This window comes from Serratia sp. KH_031, from assembly GCF_057839655.1.
Window position 1 is genome coordinate 3,301,416 of the sequence record NZ_CM174496.1, and the last position, 15,009, is coordinate 3,316,424.

Annotated in this window: 17 protein-coding genes; 7 read left to right on the forward strand and 10 right to left on the reverse strand. The window is 48.6% G+C overall.

Annotated features, from left to right (window positions below; translation table 11 throughout):
• Positions 1–44: 44 nt before the first annotated feature.
• The 3 genes from osmF to AC3ISQ_RS14975 all read right to left on the reverse strand — a co-directional run bounded on the left by osmF (position 45) and on the right by AC3ISQ_RS14975 (position 3,276).
• Positions 45–977 (reverse strand): glycine betaine ABC transporter substrate-binding protein OsmF, encoded by a 933-nt coding sequence (osmF, locus tag AC3ISQ_RS14965; protein ID WP_489347745.1) that lies wholly within the window; start codon positions 975–977, stop codon positions 45–47.
• Complete coding sequence (locus AC3ISQ_RS14970; RefSeq protein ID WP_489347747.1) at positions 944–2,011, reverse strand: fatty acid desaturase; 1,068 nt, start codon at positions 2,009–2,011, stop codon at positions 944–946. The genes osmF and AC3ISQ_RS14970 overlap by 34 nt, the downstream gene beginning before the upstream one ends.
• A gap of 296 nt (positions 2,012–2,307) precedes the next feature.
• Positions 2,308–3,276, reverse strand: coding sequence for a TRAP transporter substrate-binding protein (locus AC3ISQ_RS14975; RefSeq protein ID WP_489353307.1), 969 nt, complete (start codon positions 3,274–3,276; stop codon positions 2,308–2,310).
• A 339-nt stretch (positions 3,277–3,615) separates the two neighbouring features.
• Here AC3ISQ_RS14975 and AC3ISQ_RS14980 point away from each other — a divergent pair, with 339 nt between their 5' ends.
• From AC3ISQ_RS14980 to sseA, 3 genes are all read left to right on the forward strand, one after another.
• On the forward strand, positions 3,616–4,113 hold the full coding sequence (locus AC3ISQ_RS14980; RefSeq protein ID WP_489347749.1) for a TRAP transporter small permease: 498 nt from the start codon (positions 3,616–3,618) through the stop codon (positions 4,111–4,113).
• Positions 4,114–4,117: 4 nt separating this feature from the next.
• Complete coding sequence (locus AC3ISQ_RS14985) at positions 4,118–5,416, forward strand: TRAP transporter large permease (RefSeq protein ID WP_489347751.1); 1,299 nt, start codon at positions 4,118–4,120, stop codon at positions 5,414–5,416.
• 133 nt (positions 5,417–5,549) lie between these two features.
• Complete coding sequence (gene sseA / locus AC3ISQ_RS14990) at positions 5,550–6,395, forward strand: 3-mercaptopyruvate sulfurtransferase (protein ID WP_489353309.1); 846 nt, start codon at positions 5,550–5,552, stop codon at positions 6,393–6,395.
• 102 nt (positions 6,396–6,497) lie between these two features.
• Here the strand turns inward: sseA and AC3ISQ_RS14995 are convergent, their stop codons facing one another.
• From AC3ISQ_RS14995 to AC3ISQ_RS15020, 6 genes are all read right to left on the reverse strand, one after another.
• Positions 6,498–6,959 carry a YehS family protein gene (locus AC3ISQ_RS14995; RefSeq protein WP_489347753.1) on the reverse strand — a complete coding sequence of 154 codons (462 nt, stop codon included), beginning with the start codon at positions 6,957–6,959 and terminating at the stop codon, positions 6,498–6,500.
• An 86-nt stretch (positions 6,960–7,045) separates the two neighbouring features.
• Positions 7,046–7,939 carry a phosphonate ABC transporter, permease protein PhnE gene (gene phnE, locus AC3ISQ_RS15000; protein WP_489347755.1) on the reverse strand — a complete coding sequence of 298 codons (894 nt, stop codon included), beginning with the start codon at positions 7,937–7,939 and terminating at the stop codon, positions 7,046–7,048.
• A complete protein-coding gene (phnE, locus tag AC3ISQ_RS15005) occupies positions 7,936–8,799 on the reverse strand; it encodes a phosphonate ABC transporter, permease protein PhnE (RefSeq protein ID WP_489347757.1) in 864 nt (287 codons plus the stop codon). Before phnE (AC3ISQ_RS15005) ends, phnE (AC3ISQ_RS15000) begins: the two co-directional genes overlap by 4 nt.
• Positions 8,800–8,893: 94 nt before the next feature.
• Complete coding sequence (phnD, locus tag AC3ISQ_RS15010) at positions 8,894–9,826, reverse strand: phosphonate ABC transporter substrate-binding protein (RefSeq protein WP_489347759.1); 933 nt, start codon at positions 9,824–9,826, stop codon at positions 8,894–8,896.
• A gap of 26 nt (positions 9,827–9,852) precedes the next feature.
• Positions 9,853–10,686: a phosphonate ABC transporter ATP-binding protein gene (gene phnC, locus AC3ISQ_RS15015; RefSeq protein ID WP_489347761.1), complete on the reverse strand. Its 834-nt coding sequence runs from the start codon at positions 10,684–10,686 to the stop codon at positions 9,853–9,855.
• A gap of 140 nt (positions 10,687–10,826) precedes the next feature.
• Entirely contained in the window at positions 10,827–11,930 is a 1,104-nt protein-coding gene (locus AC3ISQ_RS15020) for a suppressor of fused domain protein (protein WP_489347763.1), read from the reverse strand.
• 249 nt (positions 11,931–12,179) lie between these two features.
• Here AC3ISQ_RS15020 and AC3ISQ_RS15025 point away from each other — a divergent pair, with 249 nt between their 5' ends.
• Positions 12,180–12,623: an acetyltransferase gene (locus AC3ISQ_RS15025; protein ID WP_489347765.1), complete on the forward strand. Its 444-nt coding sequence runs from the start codon at positions 12,180–12,182 to the stop codon at positions 12,621–12,623.
• Between the two features lie 44 nt (positions 12,624–12,667).
• Here AC3ISQ_RS15025 and AC3ISQ_RS15030 read toward each other — a convergent pair whose 3' ends face one another.
• Positions 12,668–13,312, reverse strand: coding sequence for a TetR/AcrR family transcriptional regulator (locus AC3ISQ_RS15030; protein WP_489347767.1), 645 nt, complete (start codon positions 13,310–13,312; stop codon positions 12,668–12,670).
• A gap of 175 nt (positions 13,313–13,487) precedes the next feature.
• Here AC3ISQ_RS15030 and bhsA (AC3ISQ_RS15035) point away from each other — a divergent pair, with 175 nt between their 5' ends.
• From bhsA (AC3ISQ_RS15035) to AC3ISQ_RS15045, 3 genes are all read left to right on the forward strand, one after another.
• Entirely contained in the window at positions 13,488–13,745 is a 258-nt protein-coding gene (bhsA, locus tag AC3ISQ_RS15035) for a multiple stress resistance protein BhsA (RefSeq protein ID WP_489347769.1), read from the forward strand.
• 86 nt (positions 13,746–13,831) lie between these two features.
• Positions 13,832–14,089, forward strand: coding sequence for a multiple stress resistance protein BhsA (gene bhsA / locus AC3ISQ_RS15040; protein ID WP_489347771.1), 258 nt, complete (start codon positions 13,832–13,834; stop codon positions 14,087–14,089).
• A gap of 250 nt (positions 14,090–14,339) precedes the next feature.
• Positions 14,340–14,996, forward strand: coding sequence for a CsgG/HfaB family protein (locus AC3ISQ_RS15045; protein ID WP_489353310.1), 657 nt, complete (start codon positions 14,340–14,342; stop codon positions 14,994–14,996).
• Positions 14,997–15,009: the final 13 nt, after the last annotated feature.

A 15,009-nucleotide genomic window follows, 5' to 3' on the forward strand; every position in this document is an offset into this window, starting at 1 on the left:
TCCGTATGGGCACCGTGCAATAAATCCGGTGCCCACTTAAGTGATTATCCTTTTACAAACCCTTTTTCTTTCAGATAGCTCGTGGCTACCTGTTTAGCATCTTGGCCTTCGACGGCAATCTGCGCGTTCAGCTTTTGCAAGGTAGGACCATCCAGCGAGGCGAATACCGGTTTCAGCAACTCGGCAATGTTGGCATGCTGTTTCAGCGCGGCTTCACGAATGATCGGTGCTGGCGCGTAAATCGGTTGCACGCCTTTTGGATCGTCCAGCGTCTGTAACTCTAATGCCGCCACCGGACCATCAGTACCGTAGGCCATCGCCGCATTGACGCCAGAGGTCTGTTCCGCTGCCGCTTTGATGGTCACCGCAGTATCACCACCGGCCAGTGATAGCAGTTGGTCTTGTTGCAGCTTAAAGCCGTACGCGTTCTCAAATGCCGGCAAGGCGTCCGGGCGTTCGATAAATTCAGCCGAGGCTGCCAGTTTGAACTTGCCACCGCCGTTTAGCCAATTACTGAGATCCGCCAAGGTTTTCAGATGATTGGCCTTAGCGACATCTTGTCGAACAGCAATGGTCCAAGTGTTATTGGCTGGCGCCGCATCCAACCAGACGATTTTGTTTTTCTCATAATCGAGCTTTTTCACTTTCTCGTAGCCAGCTTGCGCGTTCTTCCAAGCCGGATCTTTTTCATCAGCGAAGAAGAAAGCGCCGTTACCAGTATATTCCGGGTAAATATCAATCTCGCCGGAAGTGATAGCACCGCGCAGCACTTTAGTGGTACCGAGTTGTAGCTTGTTAGTGGTTTTGATGCCGTTAGCTTCCAGCACCTGCACGATGATGTTGCCCAGCAGCGAGCCTTCGGTATCAATTTTTGAACCCACGCGTACTGAATCTGCCGCCTGCGCTCCCCCGCTGGTTGCTGCGAACAGAGCCAACGCCAGACCTAGGAAACGTCCACGTGATGAGGTGATTGCCATACTTTTTCCTCTTGATTATTCACTGATATGTTGGAAAACGTTGGGGAACGCACTTCCTGTGCGCAGTCAACTTCCCCACTCTCAAAGGGATGCACGGTGACATCGATCGGGGTAAAAGCATGCTCTTTCCACCACTCGCCGTAACCCTGCACCACAAATCCTTGACTGCGTTGCTGATATGCTTCGCGTTCAGCCAAATAGATTTTGCGTAATCCATGCCATGGTACACCGGGTAAATCATGATGTACCAAATGATAATTCAGATTAAGAAACAACAGTCGCCATGGCAAAGACGCCTCATTAATAATAGAACGTGCTTGTGGTGCTTCCACTGCGCGATGCTCGAAAAACGATCTCACCTTGGTTAAACCCAAAGCCGGATAGCTGATGACTAACAGATAAAACAGCGGTGAAATCCCCTGTTGCTGTAGCCAGCCCAGTACGATGAACAGCAAACCGCCGTGTACTAACCACATAGTTAAAGCGCGCCAATCACCTTTGAGGATCGCCTTGGATGCATTAATCACAGTGGTGGCAATATCCAACGTTGGGCCGATAAGTACACGCCCCACCAACGTATTGCGCACAGCGGCTAACAACGGAAATAATTGCGGAAAGCGCTGCCATTGCGCTTGGCTAAAGTAGTAACTTTCCGGATCTTCCTGCGGGATAGTGAGATGCTCATTGAAATGATGTTGCAGATGAGAGTCGCGATACAAACCATAGGGATACCACACCGCCAGCGGCAGTAAACCAAATAGCTGGTTCAATCGCGGCCAGCGCGTCGGATGACCGTGAATTAATTCGTGTTGCAACGACATATAGCCCGTGGTGAGCAAAATCAACAAGGGTGTCCCTAACCAAGGACCGAGCTGTTGCCAGTAGGCAGCGACCATAAACCAACCGCCATAAACCACCAACATCACGCCCCAAGTAGGGAGCTCCCAACGCCATAACCTATGCTGGGCCAACTGTTTAATCCACGCCCGTTGATTGGCGTGCAAATAATGGCTATGTCGTTGTGGTGCAGGCATTTATCTGGCTCGAAGAGAAGAGTTTCGTCCAGTATCTGCGAGCTAAATCCGTGCTTCCAATGATAAAAACAACAAAGCAAAGCTAAAAAATTGCTTTGCTATCATCGTAAATTAATTATTTATTAAGACGGTAACTTAATAAGCCATCATCTTAATAAGTTAATTATTTACTAAACTAACAGAATCAAAAAAATAACCATCAAAGTGGGATCGCCACTGCAGGAAAGCGCCATCAACGTTTGTTTAACATTTTCCAGAATGCAGCAGCGTTTTCAGCTTATTACCCATTCTCAAATTTACAGTTTTGCCATCCCCTCAACCATCTGGGAAAGCTCAGGATCTTTGGCCTGCAATTGCTGATACATAGGTTGTACTGCTTGTTGGAACGGAGCCTTGTCCGGGTAGATAAACTGTACGCCCATCTTCTCGGCCTGTGCTTTTTCCGTGGCTTCCGAAACGCTCCACAACTCTTTCATTTTCATCATCGATTCATCTGCCGCCTGTTGTAGCGCTTTCTGATCTTTCTCTGGCAGGCCATCAAAAACTTTGGTGGAAATCACCAATACATCCGGGATCATGGTGTGTTCATCGACGCTGTAAAATTTGGCAACTTCTCCGTGGCGAGTTAGCGTCAATGCCGTCAGGTTGTTTTCTGCCGCATCCACAACCCCTTGTTGTAACGCGGTATACAGCTCACCGTAAGCCAATGGGGTTGGGTTACCGCCCAACAGTTTAATCATTTCAACCGCACTTGGGCTAGGTTGCACACGCACCTTCATTCCTTTCAGATCCGCCGGGGAGTTGATGGCTTTTTTAGCATAGAAACTACGCGCACCAGCATCGTAATAAGTTAGGCCAATAAAGCCTTTCGAACGGGAAGATTGCAGAATTTTTTTACCAATGTCGCCCTGCATGGCACGGTAATAGTGATCTCGATCTTTAAACAGGTAAGGCAGGTTGTAGGCACCAAAATCCTTGGAGAAAGCCTCTAATTCTGCAGCGTTAGATTTCGCCATCGCTAGCGCACCATTTTGCACCAACTCCATGGATTCACGCTGAGTGCCCAACTGCGCATCAGGATAAATACGAATCTTAACCTCACCGCCGGACAACTCTTTGGCACGATCGGCCATATACATCATGGCCTGATGTACTGGGTGTTCGCGGTTATGGTTATGACTTAATTTCAAGGTCACTGCTGCATACAACGGCGTTGCCATCATCAGCGCGGAACCAATCATTAGCGACAACATTCCTTTTTTCATCAACATGCTGTTCTCCTTGTTTTTAGGCGTAGGGAGTTTTTAGGCGTAGGGAGTTTTAGAGGTAAGGCAATCCCCCTAGCGGGAAATTCACCCAGCAACGGTGACGAATTGAGCACTCAAAGTCAAAAACCAATATTGAATTGGTTGATCCAACTCACGAAGAAAAAAGAAAATTGGACTGACAACTCTTATCAATAAACAATCAGATGTATGATAACTATCGAAAGCATGAAATGACCTATAGTGCTGACTAACCCGATAATTAGTAGATAAGTCAGCGTTAAATCGGTTTACAGCCGTTACGAGTCCAATTTTCCTAGGGAATATGAAGGTACTATCATGGACAAACTAAAGAAACTGGTCGACCAATTATTAAGTAGTGCTACCATTCTTATCTCTATCATTTTGCTGGTCTGCGTTATCTGGCAGGTTTTTTCCCGTTACGTTCTGGGCACTCCAAGTACTTTCACCGATGAACTGGCACGTTTCATGTTCATGTGGGTCGGGTTGATTGGCGCGGCTTACGCTGCCGGGCTGAAACGCCATCTGGCTATCGATCTGCTGACGCAAAAACTCAGTGGCGTTCGCAAACAAATCTCAGAAATGGTCATCATTCTCTGCACCATCGTCTTCGTTTGCTTAGTCATGATTTATGGCGGTATTGGCTTAGTGAATAAAACGCTCAGTACCCAACAACTGTCACCGGCGTTGGGCATTCCCATGGGCTGGGTGTACATGGCCATTCCGTTCAGTGGAACGGCCATCCTGTTTTATAGCTTGTTGGATCTGATCGCTAAATTCATTCCGCATAACAATTCGCGTTTAAATAAAGGGTAATCACATGGAATGGCAGATTATTTTAACCTTATTTGGCACTTTTGCCGTGCTATTAACTCTCGGCGTCCCCATCTCGTTCAGTATCGGGTTGGCATCGCTCGCCACCATTATGCTTTCCTTACCGTTTGAACCCGCTATCGCGGTTGTCGCACAAAAAATGGCTTCAGGTCTGGATAGTTTTTCCTTGTTGGCGATCCCATTCTTTATTCTGGCCGGCAATATCATGAATCAGGGCGGCATTGCGCTACGATTGATTAACTTCGCCAAGGTGCTCGCCGGTCGTCTACCCGGGCCATTAGCACACTGTAACGTCTTGGCGAATATGATGTTCGGTGCCTTGTCAGGCTCTGCAGTTGCTTCTGCGGCGGCAGTCGGCGGCGTGATGTCGCCATTGCAAAAGAAAGAGGGTTACGATCCCGCGTTTTCAGCGGCGGTAAATATCACCTCCTGCCCGGTCGGATTATTGATCCCACCTTCTAATACATTGATCGTTTATTCGTTGATCTCTGGCGGTACTTCAATCTCTGCACTGTTCTTAGCGGGCTATCTGCCAGGGATCATGATGGGTTTGAGCTTAATGCTGGTGGCCGGGATTATCGCCAAACGTCGGGGATATGTGAGCGCAGAACGGATTAATTGCCGCGAAATCGCCATTCGCGCTCTCGATGCCCTGCCTTCGCTAGCGCTGATCGTGATTATTATGGGCGGCATTATCGGCGGGATTTTTACGGCAACGGAAGCTTCGGCGATCGCGGTGGTCTACACGTTGCTCCTATCAGCGGTTTACCGTGAGATAAAACTGCGCGATCTGCCACGAATTATCCTGGAATCCGCCGTCACCACGTCGATCGTATTACTGTTGATCGGCACTTCAATGGGGATGTCGTGGGCGATGGCCAACGCCGATATTCCTTACATGATCAGCGATGGTCTGAGCACTATTTCCGATAATCCGATCATTATCCTGTTAATCATCAACCTGATCCTGTTGCTGATCGGGGTGTTTATGGATATGACCCCCGCACTGCTGATCTTCACCCCCATCTTCCTGCCGATCGCGCTGGATATGGGAATGGACCCAGTACACTTCGGGATTATGATGACTTTCAACCTGTGTATCGGCATCTGTACTCCACCGGTGGGTAGCGCGCTGTTTGTTGGTTGTTCGGTGAGTAAAGTGCCAATCGATCAGGTATTGAAGCCCCTGTTACCCTTCTTCTTGGCATTGCTGGTGACGCTGATGTTGGTGACATTTATTCCACAAATCAGCCTGCTGTTGCCGCAGATTTTCCTCGGGTACTAATAAGCTTAAGCCGCTCAGTTAAAACTGCTGAGCGGTTAAACTATCGTCCATTATCTCGCGTCCTGATAAATCGTCATCCTCATAGGCCTGGTGTATAGTAAAAATTCGGTTTCATGATAGGCGAACAATAATGATGAACTCTCCATTTTTGGTGAATGCCCAATGGCTTGAACAACATATCAACGATGCTGATCTGGTGGTGATCGATGTCCGTATGTCTCCAGTTGGGTTAGTGCCAAAGAAAGATATGCAGGCCGAATTCGAACACGGGCACATCCCCGGCGCAGTGTATTTTGATATTGACGATGTGGCCGACAAAAACACCGATTTGCCGCATATGCTGCCTACAGCAGAAGCATTCAGCACCGCCGTGGGTAAACTAGGCATCAGCGAGCAACATTGCATTGTATTTTATGATGAAGGTAATCAGTTTTCTGCCCCGCGAGGTTGGTGGACGTTCCGTCACTTCGGGGCGAAGAACGTTTATGTGTTAGATGAAGGCTTAAAAGGCTGGGCGGCTCGCGGTAATCGTTTGGAAAGCGGTGTATCAAAACGTGAAGCAACGACCTTTAATGCCAAATTTAGCGCCGAGGCGGTGGTAAATATGTATCAGGTAGAACAGGCGTTAGGGACTTCGACCCAAATCCTTGATGCACGTGCAGCACCACGCTTTTATGCCCAAGCCGATGAACCACGCCCTGGTCTGCACCGCGGACATATCCCCGGCAGTATCAATATTCCCTATGGCGATTTGTTGGAGAATGGTCGTTTCAAATCGTTGGAAGCATTGAAGAAAACCTTTATCGATAAAGGTGTCGATCTCGAGCGCCCAATTATCACGAGCTGTGGTTCTGGCGTCACTGCTGCGGTACTGGCATTTGGCTTGATGTCACTGAATGTCTCACAGGTAAAACTGTATGACGGCGCTTGGAGTGAATGGGGGAAACTTTCTGGCAAACAGCCTATTGCACAGGATTAATCATTAGCTATTGCTGTGATGGATGATGGGGCGCAAGCGCCCCACTTAAGTCTTTGGCAAAAATTATAACGACAGGGCGCACCGCGCCCTGAGTTGACTCAATTAACCGCGAATGCGTTGTGCTAAACCTTTGAGGAAATAACGCAGCACCTGATCGCCACATGGACGATAGTTTTTGGTGCCCTCTTTGCGGAACAACGCGCTCAGCTCAGGTTTGGAGATATTGAACTCCGCAGCGGTGAAGATCTGGAACAAATCGACATCTTTCAATTCAAACGCCACACGTAGTTTCTTCAGTACCAAGTTGTTGGTAATTGGCAGTTCTACCTCTGGCGCAGGGAATTTGTCGTCTTTACCACGTTTGAAGAACACCAAACCATTGAGGAAATGCGCCATCACTTCGTCTGGGCAGTTCACAAAACCGGGCTCGCCTTCTTTGATGATGTAACTCGCCATCGCTGCGACTTCAACATCAAAACCGTCTAGTTTGATGATTTCAACCATCTTAGCGTCGTTGATACTCAGCATGTAGCGCACGCTGCGCAGCACGTCGTTGTTAATCATGAAATTGCCTTTAATTACGGGGAGTGCGCAAAAAACTGCCGCACATTGGGATCTGTGCGGCAGTATAGGGATCGGGCGGGAGTTTCTCAATGCTTTTGGTTTTGGCTATACAGAGGGATATCTTCACCAATGATATATTTCTGGCGCAAAACCGCAGAGATCTTGTCCATCGTCATCACCACAACGACCAGAATCAGAGTGATAAACATCACCACATCCCAATTCCACAAGCGCATATTCTCGGCATACACCAAACCGATCCCTCCCGCGCCGACAAAACCGAGTACCGATGCCGAACGCGTATTCGACTCTAACTGGTACAGGCTAAGCGCCAAAAAGGTCGGGAATGATTGGGTGAAAATACCGTAGCGGTGTTTTTGCCAACCGTTGGCACCAACGGCGGTCAAGCCACGACTAGGGGATTTATCTACCGCTTCATGCCCTTCTGCGTACAGTTTGCCAAGCAAGCCGACATCCTGCACGATGATCGCCAATACCCCGGCCAGCGGCCCCATGCCGACCGCGCGCACGAAAATCAACCCCCAGATCGCCATATCGATACCACGGAAAATATCCAGCATCCGACGCACCAGAATCGCGATCGGGCGCAGCAACGGTGTGGACATCACATTACGAGCGGCAAAGAACGATAGCGGCAGTGCAATCAAAGAGGCGGTGATGGTGCCCGCAAACACAATGGCAATGGTGATAAAGATCTGTTGGAAGTAGTAGCCGAACGGCCAATTGACAAAATCACGCCAGACAAACATACGCAAAAAGTAGCGCCCTAATTGCTGGCAACCCATGACTAGTTGCGCCCAAGAAATGCCGAAGAACAGGAAGAAAAACACGTAATACAGTACGATTGCGGCGGCAATGATGCCAACCGTGCGTAAATAGCGGCGCTGCTGTGAGAAAATCTCTGGATGCTGTTGCCGCAAGCTTTGCACCTTTTCAGCACTGATGGTTTGGCTAATCATTTTCTCCCCTCCACAACCCGCTTACGCAGTTCGCCAGATACCGTATCCAACAGCGAAACCACCACAATAATCAGCAGTAAAGTCATGCTAACCTGATCGTAACGATCAAGTTTGATGTTGGTCATCAGTTCCTGCCCGATCCCCCCCGCGCCGACCAGGCCGAGAATGGTCGATTGACGGAAGTTAATCTCCAGACGCATAAAGCTGTACGACAAAAAGATCGGCTTTACCTGCGGCCACAGACCAAAACGCATCCGTTGCAACGGCGTCGCGCCGCAAGCCACCAATCCGCGCACCGGTTTGTTAGAGGCAGTTTCTATCGACTCATAAAACAATTTGGTTAGGCTGCCGATGGTGTGCAACGCCAGTGCGATAAAACCGGGGATCGCGCCAATGCCAAATGCCATCACAAACATCACTGCCCAAGCCAGTTCCGGCATAGTGCGTAAAAACGCCACCAAGGTACGAATAGTAAAACGTAACCAAGCCGGACTGTGGGTGTTATTGGCGGCCAAAAACGCCAGCACTCCCGCGACCAGCACGGCGGCAATGGTGGCCGCCAACGCCAGTTGCAGCGTTTCCCACAATAACGGTAATTGGATATGTAATCGGTAACCCCAATACGCCAATGAACCTTCGGTTTTGCCATCGGCAAAGAGCAGTTTCCAATGTAATACGGGAATAGTTTCTGCAAGATAATCAAAGAAATGGGGTAATGACGTCCACACCGTATACAGATTGAACTCGGCCAGATTGCCAGCACCGAGGTATAACGTCACCAACAGTAGCGACCAGAGTAGAGTTTCACGTTTCTGCTTGCTGCGGATCTGCTGGTAATAATGGGCAAAATCAGTGTTCAAAATACATTTCCACCGTTATTACATTTCAAGCGTTATTACATCTCAAGCGTCATGACTACAGGGGCGCAATCTCACTTGAACCCCTGCCTGAAAATTAACGCTCGCCTTTCGCCAGCGCACGTTTTAGATCGATAACCGGTTGGTATTCCGCCAACGAGGTATCCGCAATGTGTTGCTTGCCGCCCATCGCTTTGATGAAGCAACCGTGGTCCTCTTTATCCAGCTTTTTAATAGCGGTAACCACTTTAGCTTTAAAATCAGCCGGTAACGCATTGCTCACCAAGATCGGGCCATTTGGGATCAACGGCGATTGCCAGATAATACGGATTTTCTTCATCAGATCCGGTTGGTCCATACGGATCATGCGGGTGAACGCGCCGCTGCTGTAGCCGCTCTCACGATCGCCAATCATTGAAGTCCAAGTCACTGCGCCTTCGAACTGACCATTCAGCACGCCGAGGATGTCTTGCTCGTGACCGCCAGAGAAAGTAGTGCTGCTGAAGAAACCGTTGTATTTGTTATCGACGTTGCCGCCAAACAGCTTTTTGAAGTTGTGATCCGGCATCAAGAAGCCTGAAGTAGAATCCGGATCAGCAAAACCGAAGGATTTCCCTTTCAGATCTTCCAGTTTTTGGTATGGGCTATCGGCTTTCACGATCACCACCGAGTGATAACCACGGGATTGATCGGCATCGTCAACGGCGATCCCAACCAAATCAACGGCTTTCGGATCTTTAATATAGATAGAGGCAAAAGAAGCTGGTGACATACTCAGCACCAGATCGATCTTCTTACCCAACAACCCTTGGATCACACCAGAATAATCAGAAGAGTTACGCAGTTTGGTATCAACGTTTAGTTCTTTATCCAAAAATTGCTTCACACATTGGTTGTCACCAATTTGCTGAGTGGCGTTTTGGCCACCGAGAATACCTAAGTTCAATTCCTTGGGCGCATCCGCTGCGGCAGCATTAAATACCATCATCACGCTGGCCATCACTGTGGTCAGTTTCAATACTTTTTTCATTGCTGTAGCCTTTATAGGTATCGGAATTAGTGGATTTGATTAGCTTCATCGCCATACAACTGGTGCAAAATTCGGTCATTCAACAACGATGGATGACCGTCAAACACGATTTTCCCGTGGGCAATACCAATCACCCGCGTGCAATACTCTTTCACTAATTCGACCGAGTGCAGGTTGACCATCACCGCGATGTCGTTTTCGCTGACTTTTTGCAGCGCATCCATAATGCGGCGGGTGTTTTTCGGGTCGAGCGAAGCCACTGGCTCATCGGCCAGCAGGATCTCTGGGTTCTGCATCAGAGCACGACAGATAGCGACACGTTGCATCTGACCACCGGACAGATTTTCCGCCCGTTGCAACGCATGAGGCAGCATGTTCAGCCACTGCAATAACTCAATGGCGCGAGCGCGGTCTGCATCATCGAAGACTTTGAAGAAGGATTTCAGCGTAGAAGTGTGGCTCAGGCGACCTAGCAGGACGTTCGTGATCACATCCAAACGCGGCACCAGACAAAAGTCCTGAAAAATCATGCCGCAACGCGTCCGCCATTGACGCATTTTTTGAGTAGAGAGTTGGGCAATATTTTGCGCGACGCCATCATCAGCAAAGTGCAGCATTTCACCACAGGTTGAAGGAATGGTGCCATTCAATGTGTGCAGCAGCGTCGATTTACCCGCACCGGAACGCCCTATCACCGCGACGAACTCACCGGCGTGGAGATCAAAATTAATGTCATCCAGCACCCGTTGCTGAGACTTATACGCCTTGCCTAACCCTTTCACCGATAAGACTTTGCGTAATGCCAGTTGCTGCTGCCCGGGATAATCGGGAGTTGCCAGTTTTAACAGTGCCTGAGCCATAGGTTTTCCTAAATATATTGGCTGATTCTATGGGCACCTATTTACAGTTAGTTTTATGACGTTGAGATGATGGTTTTATGGCGGGTTGGTGAAGATAGGCTGGCAGGCGAAGCTGCCAGTAATCAAGAATCATTGAATAATCAGCAGACTGCCTGACGCGGACGGAAGATATGATCAACGCCCTGCTCGCGTAATTTTTTGACCAGATCGCTACCACCCTGTGAAGTCGATTGCGCCAATTCACGTTCTGCTTCGAATATCGGGCTGGCCCAATAAATATTCACCGGATCGCCATACTGCTTTGGCAATACCAAGTGTTCGTTATACGGATAGAACGAAGATGACATCAGGTAACCTTCGTAGCCCATTGGAGCGACTTCGGAAGCCAAGGAGTGCCCTTCGCCAATCCAAGTCAACTGTGCCCAAGGAACATGCGCAAAACCGGCCAGTGCGCTAGCCATCTGCACCGCATTCGCTTCATCCATATATTGCCCGTCGATCGCGATACCCATCTCCATACGGCGATACTGTGAGGCGTCGTCGTTAAACAAGATCTCCACCCATGGCATCGGACGGATACTCATGCCCATCGTCAGGAAATAGTAGATCCCATCTCGCTCATGCTGGGTGATCGCCATCGGCGGCCATTTGCCCTGATCGATCGCGTAATACTTCACCGAAGAGCCAAAATGCTGCTCATAACGCGCCTGAAAATCACTCTGGATTTTCGGCCATGGATTGCCCTCTTCACGCTGCCAAGTGCGCCAGAATTGACGGGTACTTTCCGCCAACGCGTATTGCGTGTTGGTCGAAGCAGAACCCAACGGGTAAGCCAACGGATTCTCTTTGATACAACTGGCGGAATAACAAACCGAATGGTCGATGTATAGGCTCCAACCGGGGATCACCGCCAGTAACTGACCGTAGTACCACAATGCCGCACCGTCGTCGCTTTCGTTCCAGATAACCTGCAATCCGTCGGCATTCAGCGGCGCTTCCCCTTCCAAATTACGGCAATATTCAGCCGCTAGCATGGGGGGCAAACCTTGCTCCATTGATGCTCGATCGTCCTGCAAAGGTGCCGCAGCTAAATTACGCAACCAACAAGCGCGTACGTTGAAACGCTCGCTATAAGTTTCTGCCGGGTAAATATAAAAATAAGCCGCTCGGTTATCTTGCTGAACCACCGCGACCAGCGTTTGGTTCTCATTGCTGACTTCAGCAAGTACATAAGATGGATTCATATCGCCTCAATAGGGTCACGGCGCAGAAAAATGCTGCGCGCTAAAAGTCTCTGTGCCAAGTGTAAAACGCATTAACCGCCGTGAGCATCCGTCGTAGTCTCAAAAATGGTGACCGATAAAATTAATTGTACTTCAAGGATAATAATAAGTGCCTTTGTGGTGAGTGCATATCTTTGAAACAATCACTTATACTTTAGTCATGCTCACTACCCATGCGCTTGGCAGTTGATTCATAAAATGGAAAATATCATGATTACGATCAGAAAACGCGCTGAAGAAGATAATGCGCAACTCGCAGAGATTTGGCACCGTTCAGTCAGTGCCACCCACCATTTCCTCACTGAGCAACAAATTACCGATTTGCGCCCACTGGTTGCCAACGATTACCTGCCTAATGTGGAAGTTTGGGTGGCAGAAGACAAACCCGGTCACACCTGTGGTTTTATCGGGCTTCACGGTAAAAAAGTGGAAATGTTGTTTATTGATGCCGACAAACGTGGCAAAGGCGTAGGTAAAGCGCTGCTCGCCCATGTAGAGGCGTTATATGACGAATTACAATTGGATGTGAACGAACAAAACCCGCAAGCCCATGATTTTTATTGCCGTTATGGTTTTGTCGTGACGGGACGATCAGAGCTAGACGGCCAAGGCAACCCGTTCCCGTTGCTGCATATGAAACTCAATAAACGTTAATCACACAACCCGGCCAGCACCGTGCAGACCGGGTATTAAATGTCTTAAACCCTGTTCCCAACCTGACTTAAACGTGGCCATACCATCATCAAGGTATCTAACAGCCGCAACAAATCTTCACGGCTGGCTCCTTCACGCGCCTGCCCAGACATACCGCCCAAGGTACACATCAGGTATTTAGCCAACAGCGCGGTATCGGTTTTCCCCAATAGCTCCCCTTGCTGCACTTTGCGATCAAAACAGGCTTTCAGGTTAGCTTCTTGTACTTGGTGTTTTTTACGCAGCATCTCCGCGACGTCGTCAGACGATGAGGACAAGGCCGCAGAAGCGCACGCCATAAAACAACCGGATGGCCGTTCAGGATCGGTAAACGTCTTGGCGAAAGCCCCTACATAGGCTTCAACAATTTCCGCCACCGGTAAATCCTGCTCCAACAATTGATTGGTACAAGCGGTGTATTTAGTCAGATAGCGTTCTACCGCTGCTCGGAACATCCCTTCTTTGTTACCAAATTCAGCATACAGCGTCGGTGCTTTGGCTCCGGTTACTTCAACCAAATCCGACAATGAGGTGGATTCGTAGCCGTGTTGCCAAAACAGATCGAGTGCGCGGTCAAGTGCCTGATCGCGATCAAACTGCTTCGGTCTGCCACGCGTTTTCTTCGCGCATACCTCTTCATTGATACTCATAGACCCTCTCTTATCCCGCCCCACATCAGGGCTGCCAAATTAAATTAACGATCATTATAAAAAAATATTGCGCTCTCGTCGAGAAGGGATTAGCATTTAGTTATCGATCGCTAGTTAATTCTAGAGACCAACATTAAAAACCTAAATTCAATACTCTCGGATAGGAATTAATATCATGAAAAACTTAAAAATTGCTCTTGCTGCCATCATGCTAGCCACCGTATCTTCTGCCAGTTTCGCTGCAGAATTGGTTAACAACCAACCGGTAAATCAACAAAAAGTAGGCGTAATTAACGTCAGTGGCGCATCCGATCTGACCACTTTAGAAAATCGTTTGGCCGCTAAAGCCGACGAAGCCGGTGCAAAATCGTTTCGCATCATTGGTACCAGTGGTGATAACCAACTACACGGCACCGCAGTAATTTATAAATAACCGATAGATAGTGATAATTTACTGATCGTTAATTAATTTACAGAACAGACAAAAACTTAGAAAAGAAATCAATAGGAAATAAGACTATGAAAAACCTGAAAATGACCATCGCGGCTCTGACTCTTGCTTCTCTCTCTTTTGGTAGCTTCGCTGCCGAATTGGTGAGTAACCAACCTGCTGATTTGCAAAAATCAGGGGTGATCACCTTTAGTGGTGCTTCCGACCTGACCAGTCTAGAGAATGGTCTGGCAGAGAAAGCCGAGCAAGCTGGGGCGAAATCCTTCCAAATCATCTCAACCGCAGGTGATAACAAACTGCACGGTACCGCGATTATCTATAAGTAATCGTTGAATCCGTGATAGTGACAAGGCGACTTCGGTCGCCTTTTGTATTTGCAGCCCTTTCATAGATCTATTCCTCTAATAAATCAGATTCTTTTTTGTTAGGATGTGCGGCGAGAGTGTTCTTGTTAAGAATATTCCTCACTAAACGTCAATAGATGCCTGCGCTGACTCAAATTATGAGCGTGCCATCGCGTTTATTCGTTGTCATTTCTAATCATGGAGAGATCAGATTTTGAAGAAAAAATCCCTCGTGGTCGGCTCTATCGCCCTTTCCGTCAGCCTGTTGGCGGGTTGTGCAACCGAGTCATCTCGCTCAGTCGAAGTCCCTAAAGTCGCTTCTTATCAAACCGCCTATCAAGGGCCTCGCAGCCCAATCGCTGTTGGCAAGTTTGATAACCGCTCCAACTACATGAACGGTATTTTCTCTGATGGTGTTGATCGTCTGGGTAATCAGACCAAAACCATCCTCATTACCCATTTACAGCAGACTGGCCGTTTCAACGTGCTGGACCGCGCCAATATGGATGAGTTGAAAACCGAAGCCAGCATCAAAGGCCAACAGCAAACGCTAAAAGGCGCTAACTATGTCATTACTGGCGATGTCACCGAGTTTGGCCGCAAAGAAGTAGGCGATCAACAATTGTGGGGCATTTTGGGTCGCGGTAAATCCCAGATTGCTTACGCCAAGGTCAACCTGAATATCGTCAACGTACAAACCTCCGAAGTGGTGTACTCCACTCAGGGCGCAGGCGAATACACCTTATCTAATCGTGAAGTCATCGGTTTTGGTGGCACCGCCAGCTACGATTCCACCTTGAACGGTAAAGTGTTGGATCTCGCAGTACGTGAAGCGGTGAATAACTTGGTCGCTGGTATCGAAAGCGGCGCATGGCGCCCTGCTAACTAACGGATTAGAAACA

Coding starts and splice junctions, on each gene's coding strand:
- bhsA (WP_489347769.1), top strand. CDS start 13,488: ATGAAAAACTTAAAAATTGCTCTTGCTGCCATCATGCTAGCCACCGTA.
- bhsA (WP_489347771.1), top strand. CDS start 13,832: ATGAAAAACCTGAAAATGACCATCGCGGCTCTGACTCTTGCTTCTCTC.
- phnD (WP_489347759.1), bottom strand. CDS start 9,826: ATGAAAAAAGTATTGAAACTGACCACAGTGATGGCCAGCGTGATGATG.
- AC3ISQ_RS15025 (WP_489347765.1), top strand. CDS start 12,180: ATGATTACGATCAGAAAACGCGCTGAAGAAGATAATGCGCAACTCGCA.
- AC3ISQ_RS15030 (WP_489347767.1), bottom strand. CDS start 13,312: ATGAGTATCAATGAAGAGGTATGCGCGAAGAAAACGCGTGGCAGACCG.
- osmF (WP_489347745.1), bottom strand. CDS start 977: ATGGCAATCACCTCATCACGTGGACGTTTCCTAGGTCTGGCGTTGGCT.
- phnC (WP_489347761.1), bottom strand. CDS start 10,686: ATGGCTCAGGCACTGTTAAAACTGGCAACTCCCGATTATCCCGGGCAG.
- AC3ISQ_RS15020 (WP_489347763.1), bottom strand. CDS start 11,930: ATGAATCCATCTTATGTACTTGCTGAAGTCAGCAATGAGAACCAAACG.
- AC3ISQ_RS14980 (WP_489347749.1), top strand. CDS start 3,616: ATGGACAAACTAAAGAAACTGGTCGACCAATTATTAAGTAGTGCTACC.
- AC3ISQ_RS14985 (WP_489347751.1), top strand. CDS start 4,118: ATGGAATGGCAGATTATTTTAACCTTATTTGGCACTTTTGCCGTGCTA.
- AC3ISQ_RS14970 (WP_489347747.1), bottom strand. CDS start 2,011: ATGCCTGCACCACAACGACATAGCCATTATTTGCACGCCAATCAACGG.
- AC3ISQ_RS14975 (WP_489353307.1), bottom strand. CDS start 3,276: ATGAAAAAAGGAATGTTGTCGCTAATGATTGGTTCCGCGCTGATGATG.
- AC3ISQ_RS14995 (WP_489347753.1), bottom strand. CDS start 6,959: ATGATTAACAACGACGTGCTGCGCAGCGTGCGCTACATGCTGAGTATC.
- sseA (WP_489353309.1), top strand. CDS start 5,550: ATGAACTCTCCATTTTTGGTGAATGCCCAATGGCTTGAACAACATATC.
- phnE (WP_489347755.1), bottom strand. CDS start 7,939: ATGATTAGCCAAACCATCAGTGCTGAAAAGGTGCAAAGCTTGCGGCAA.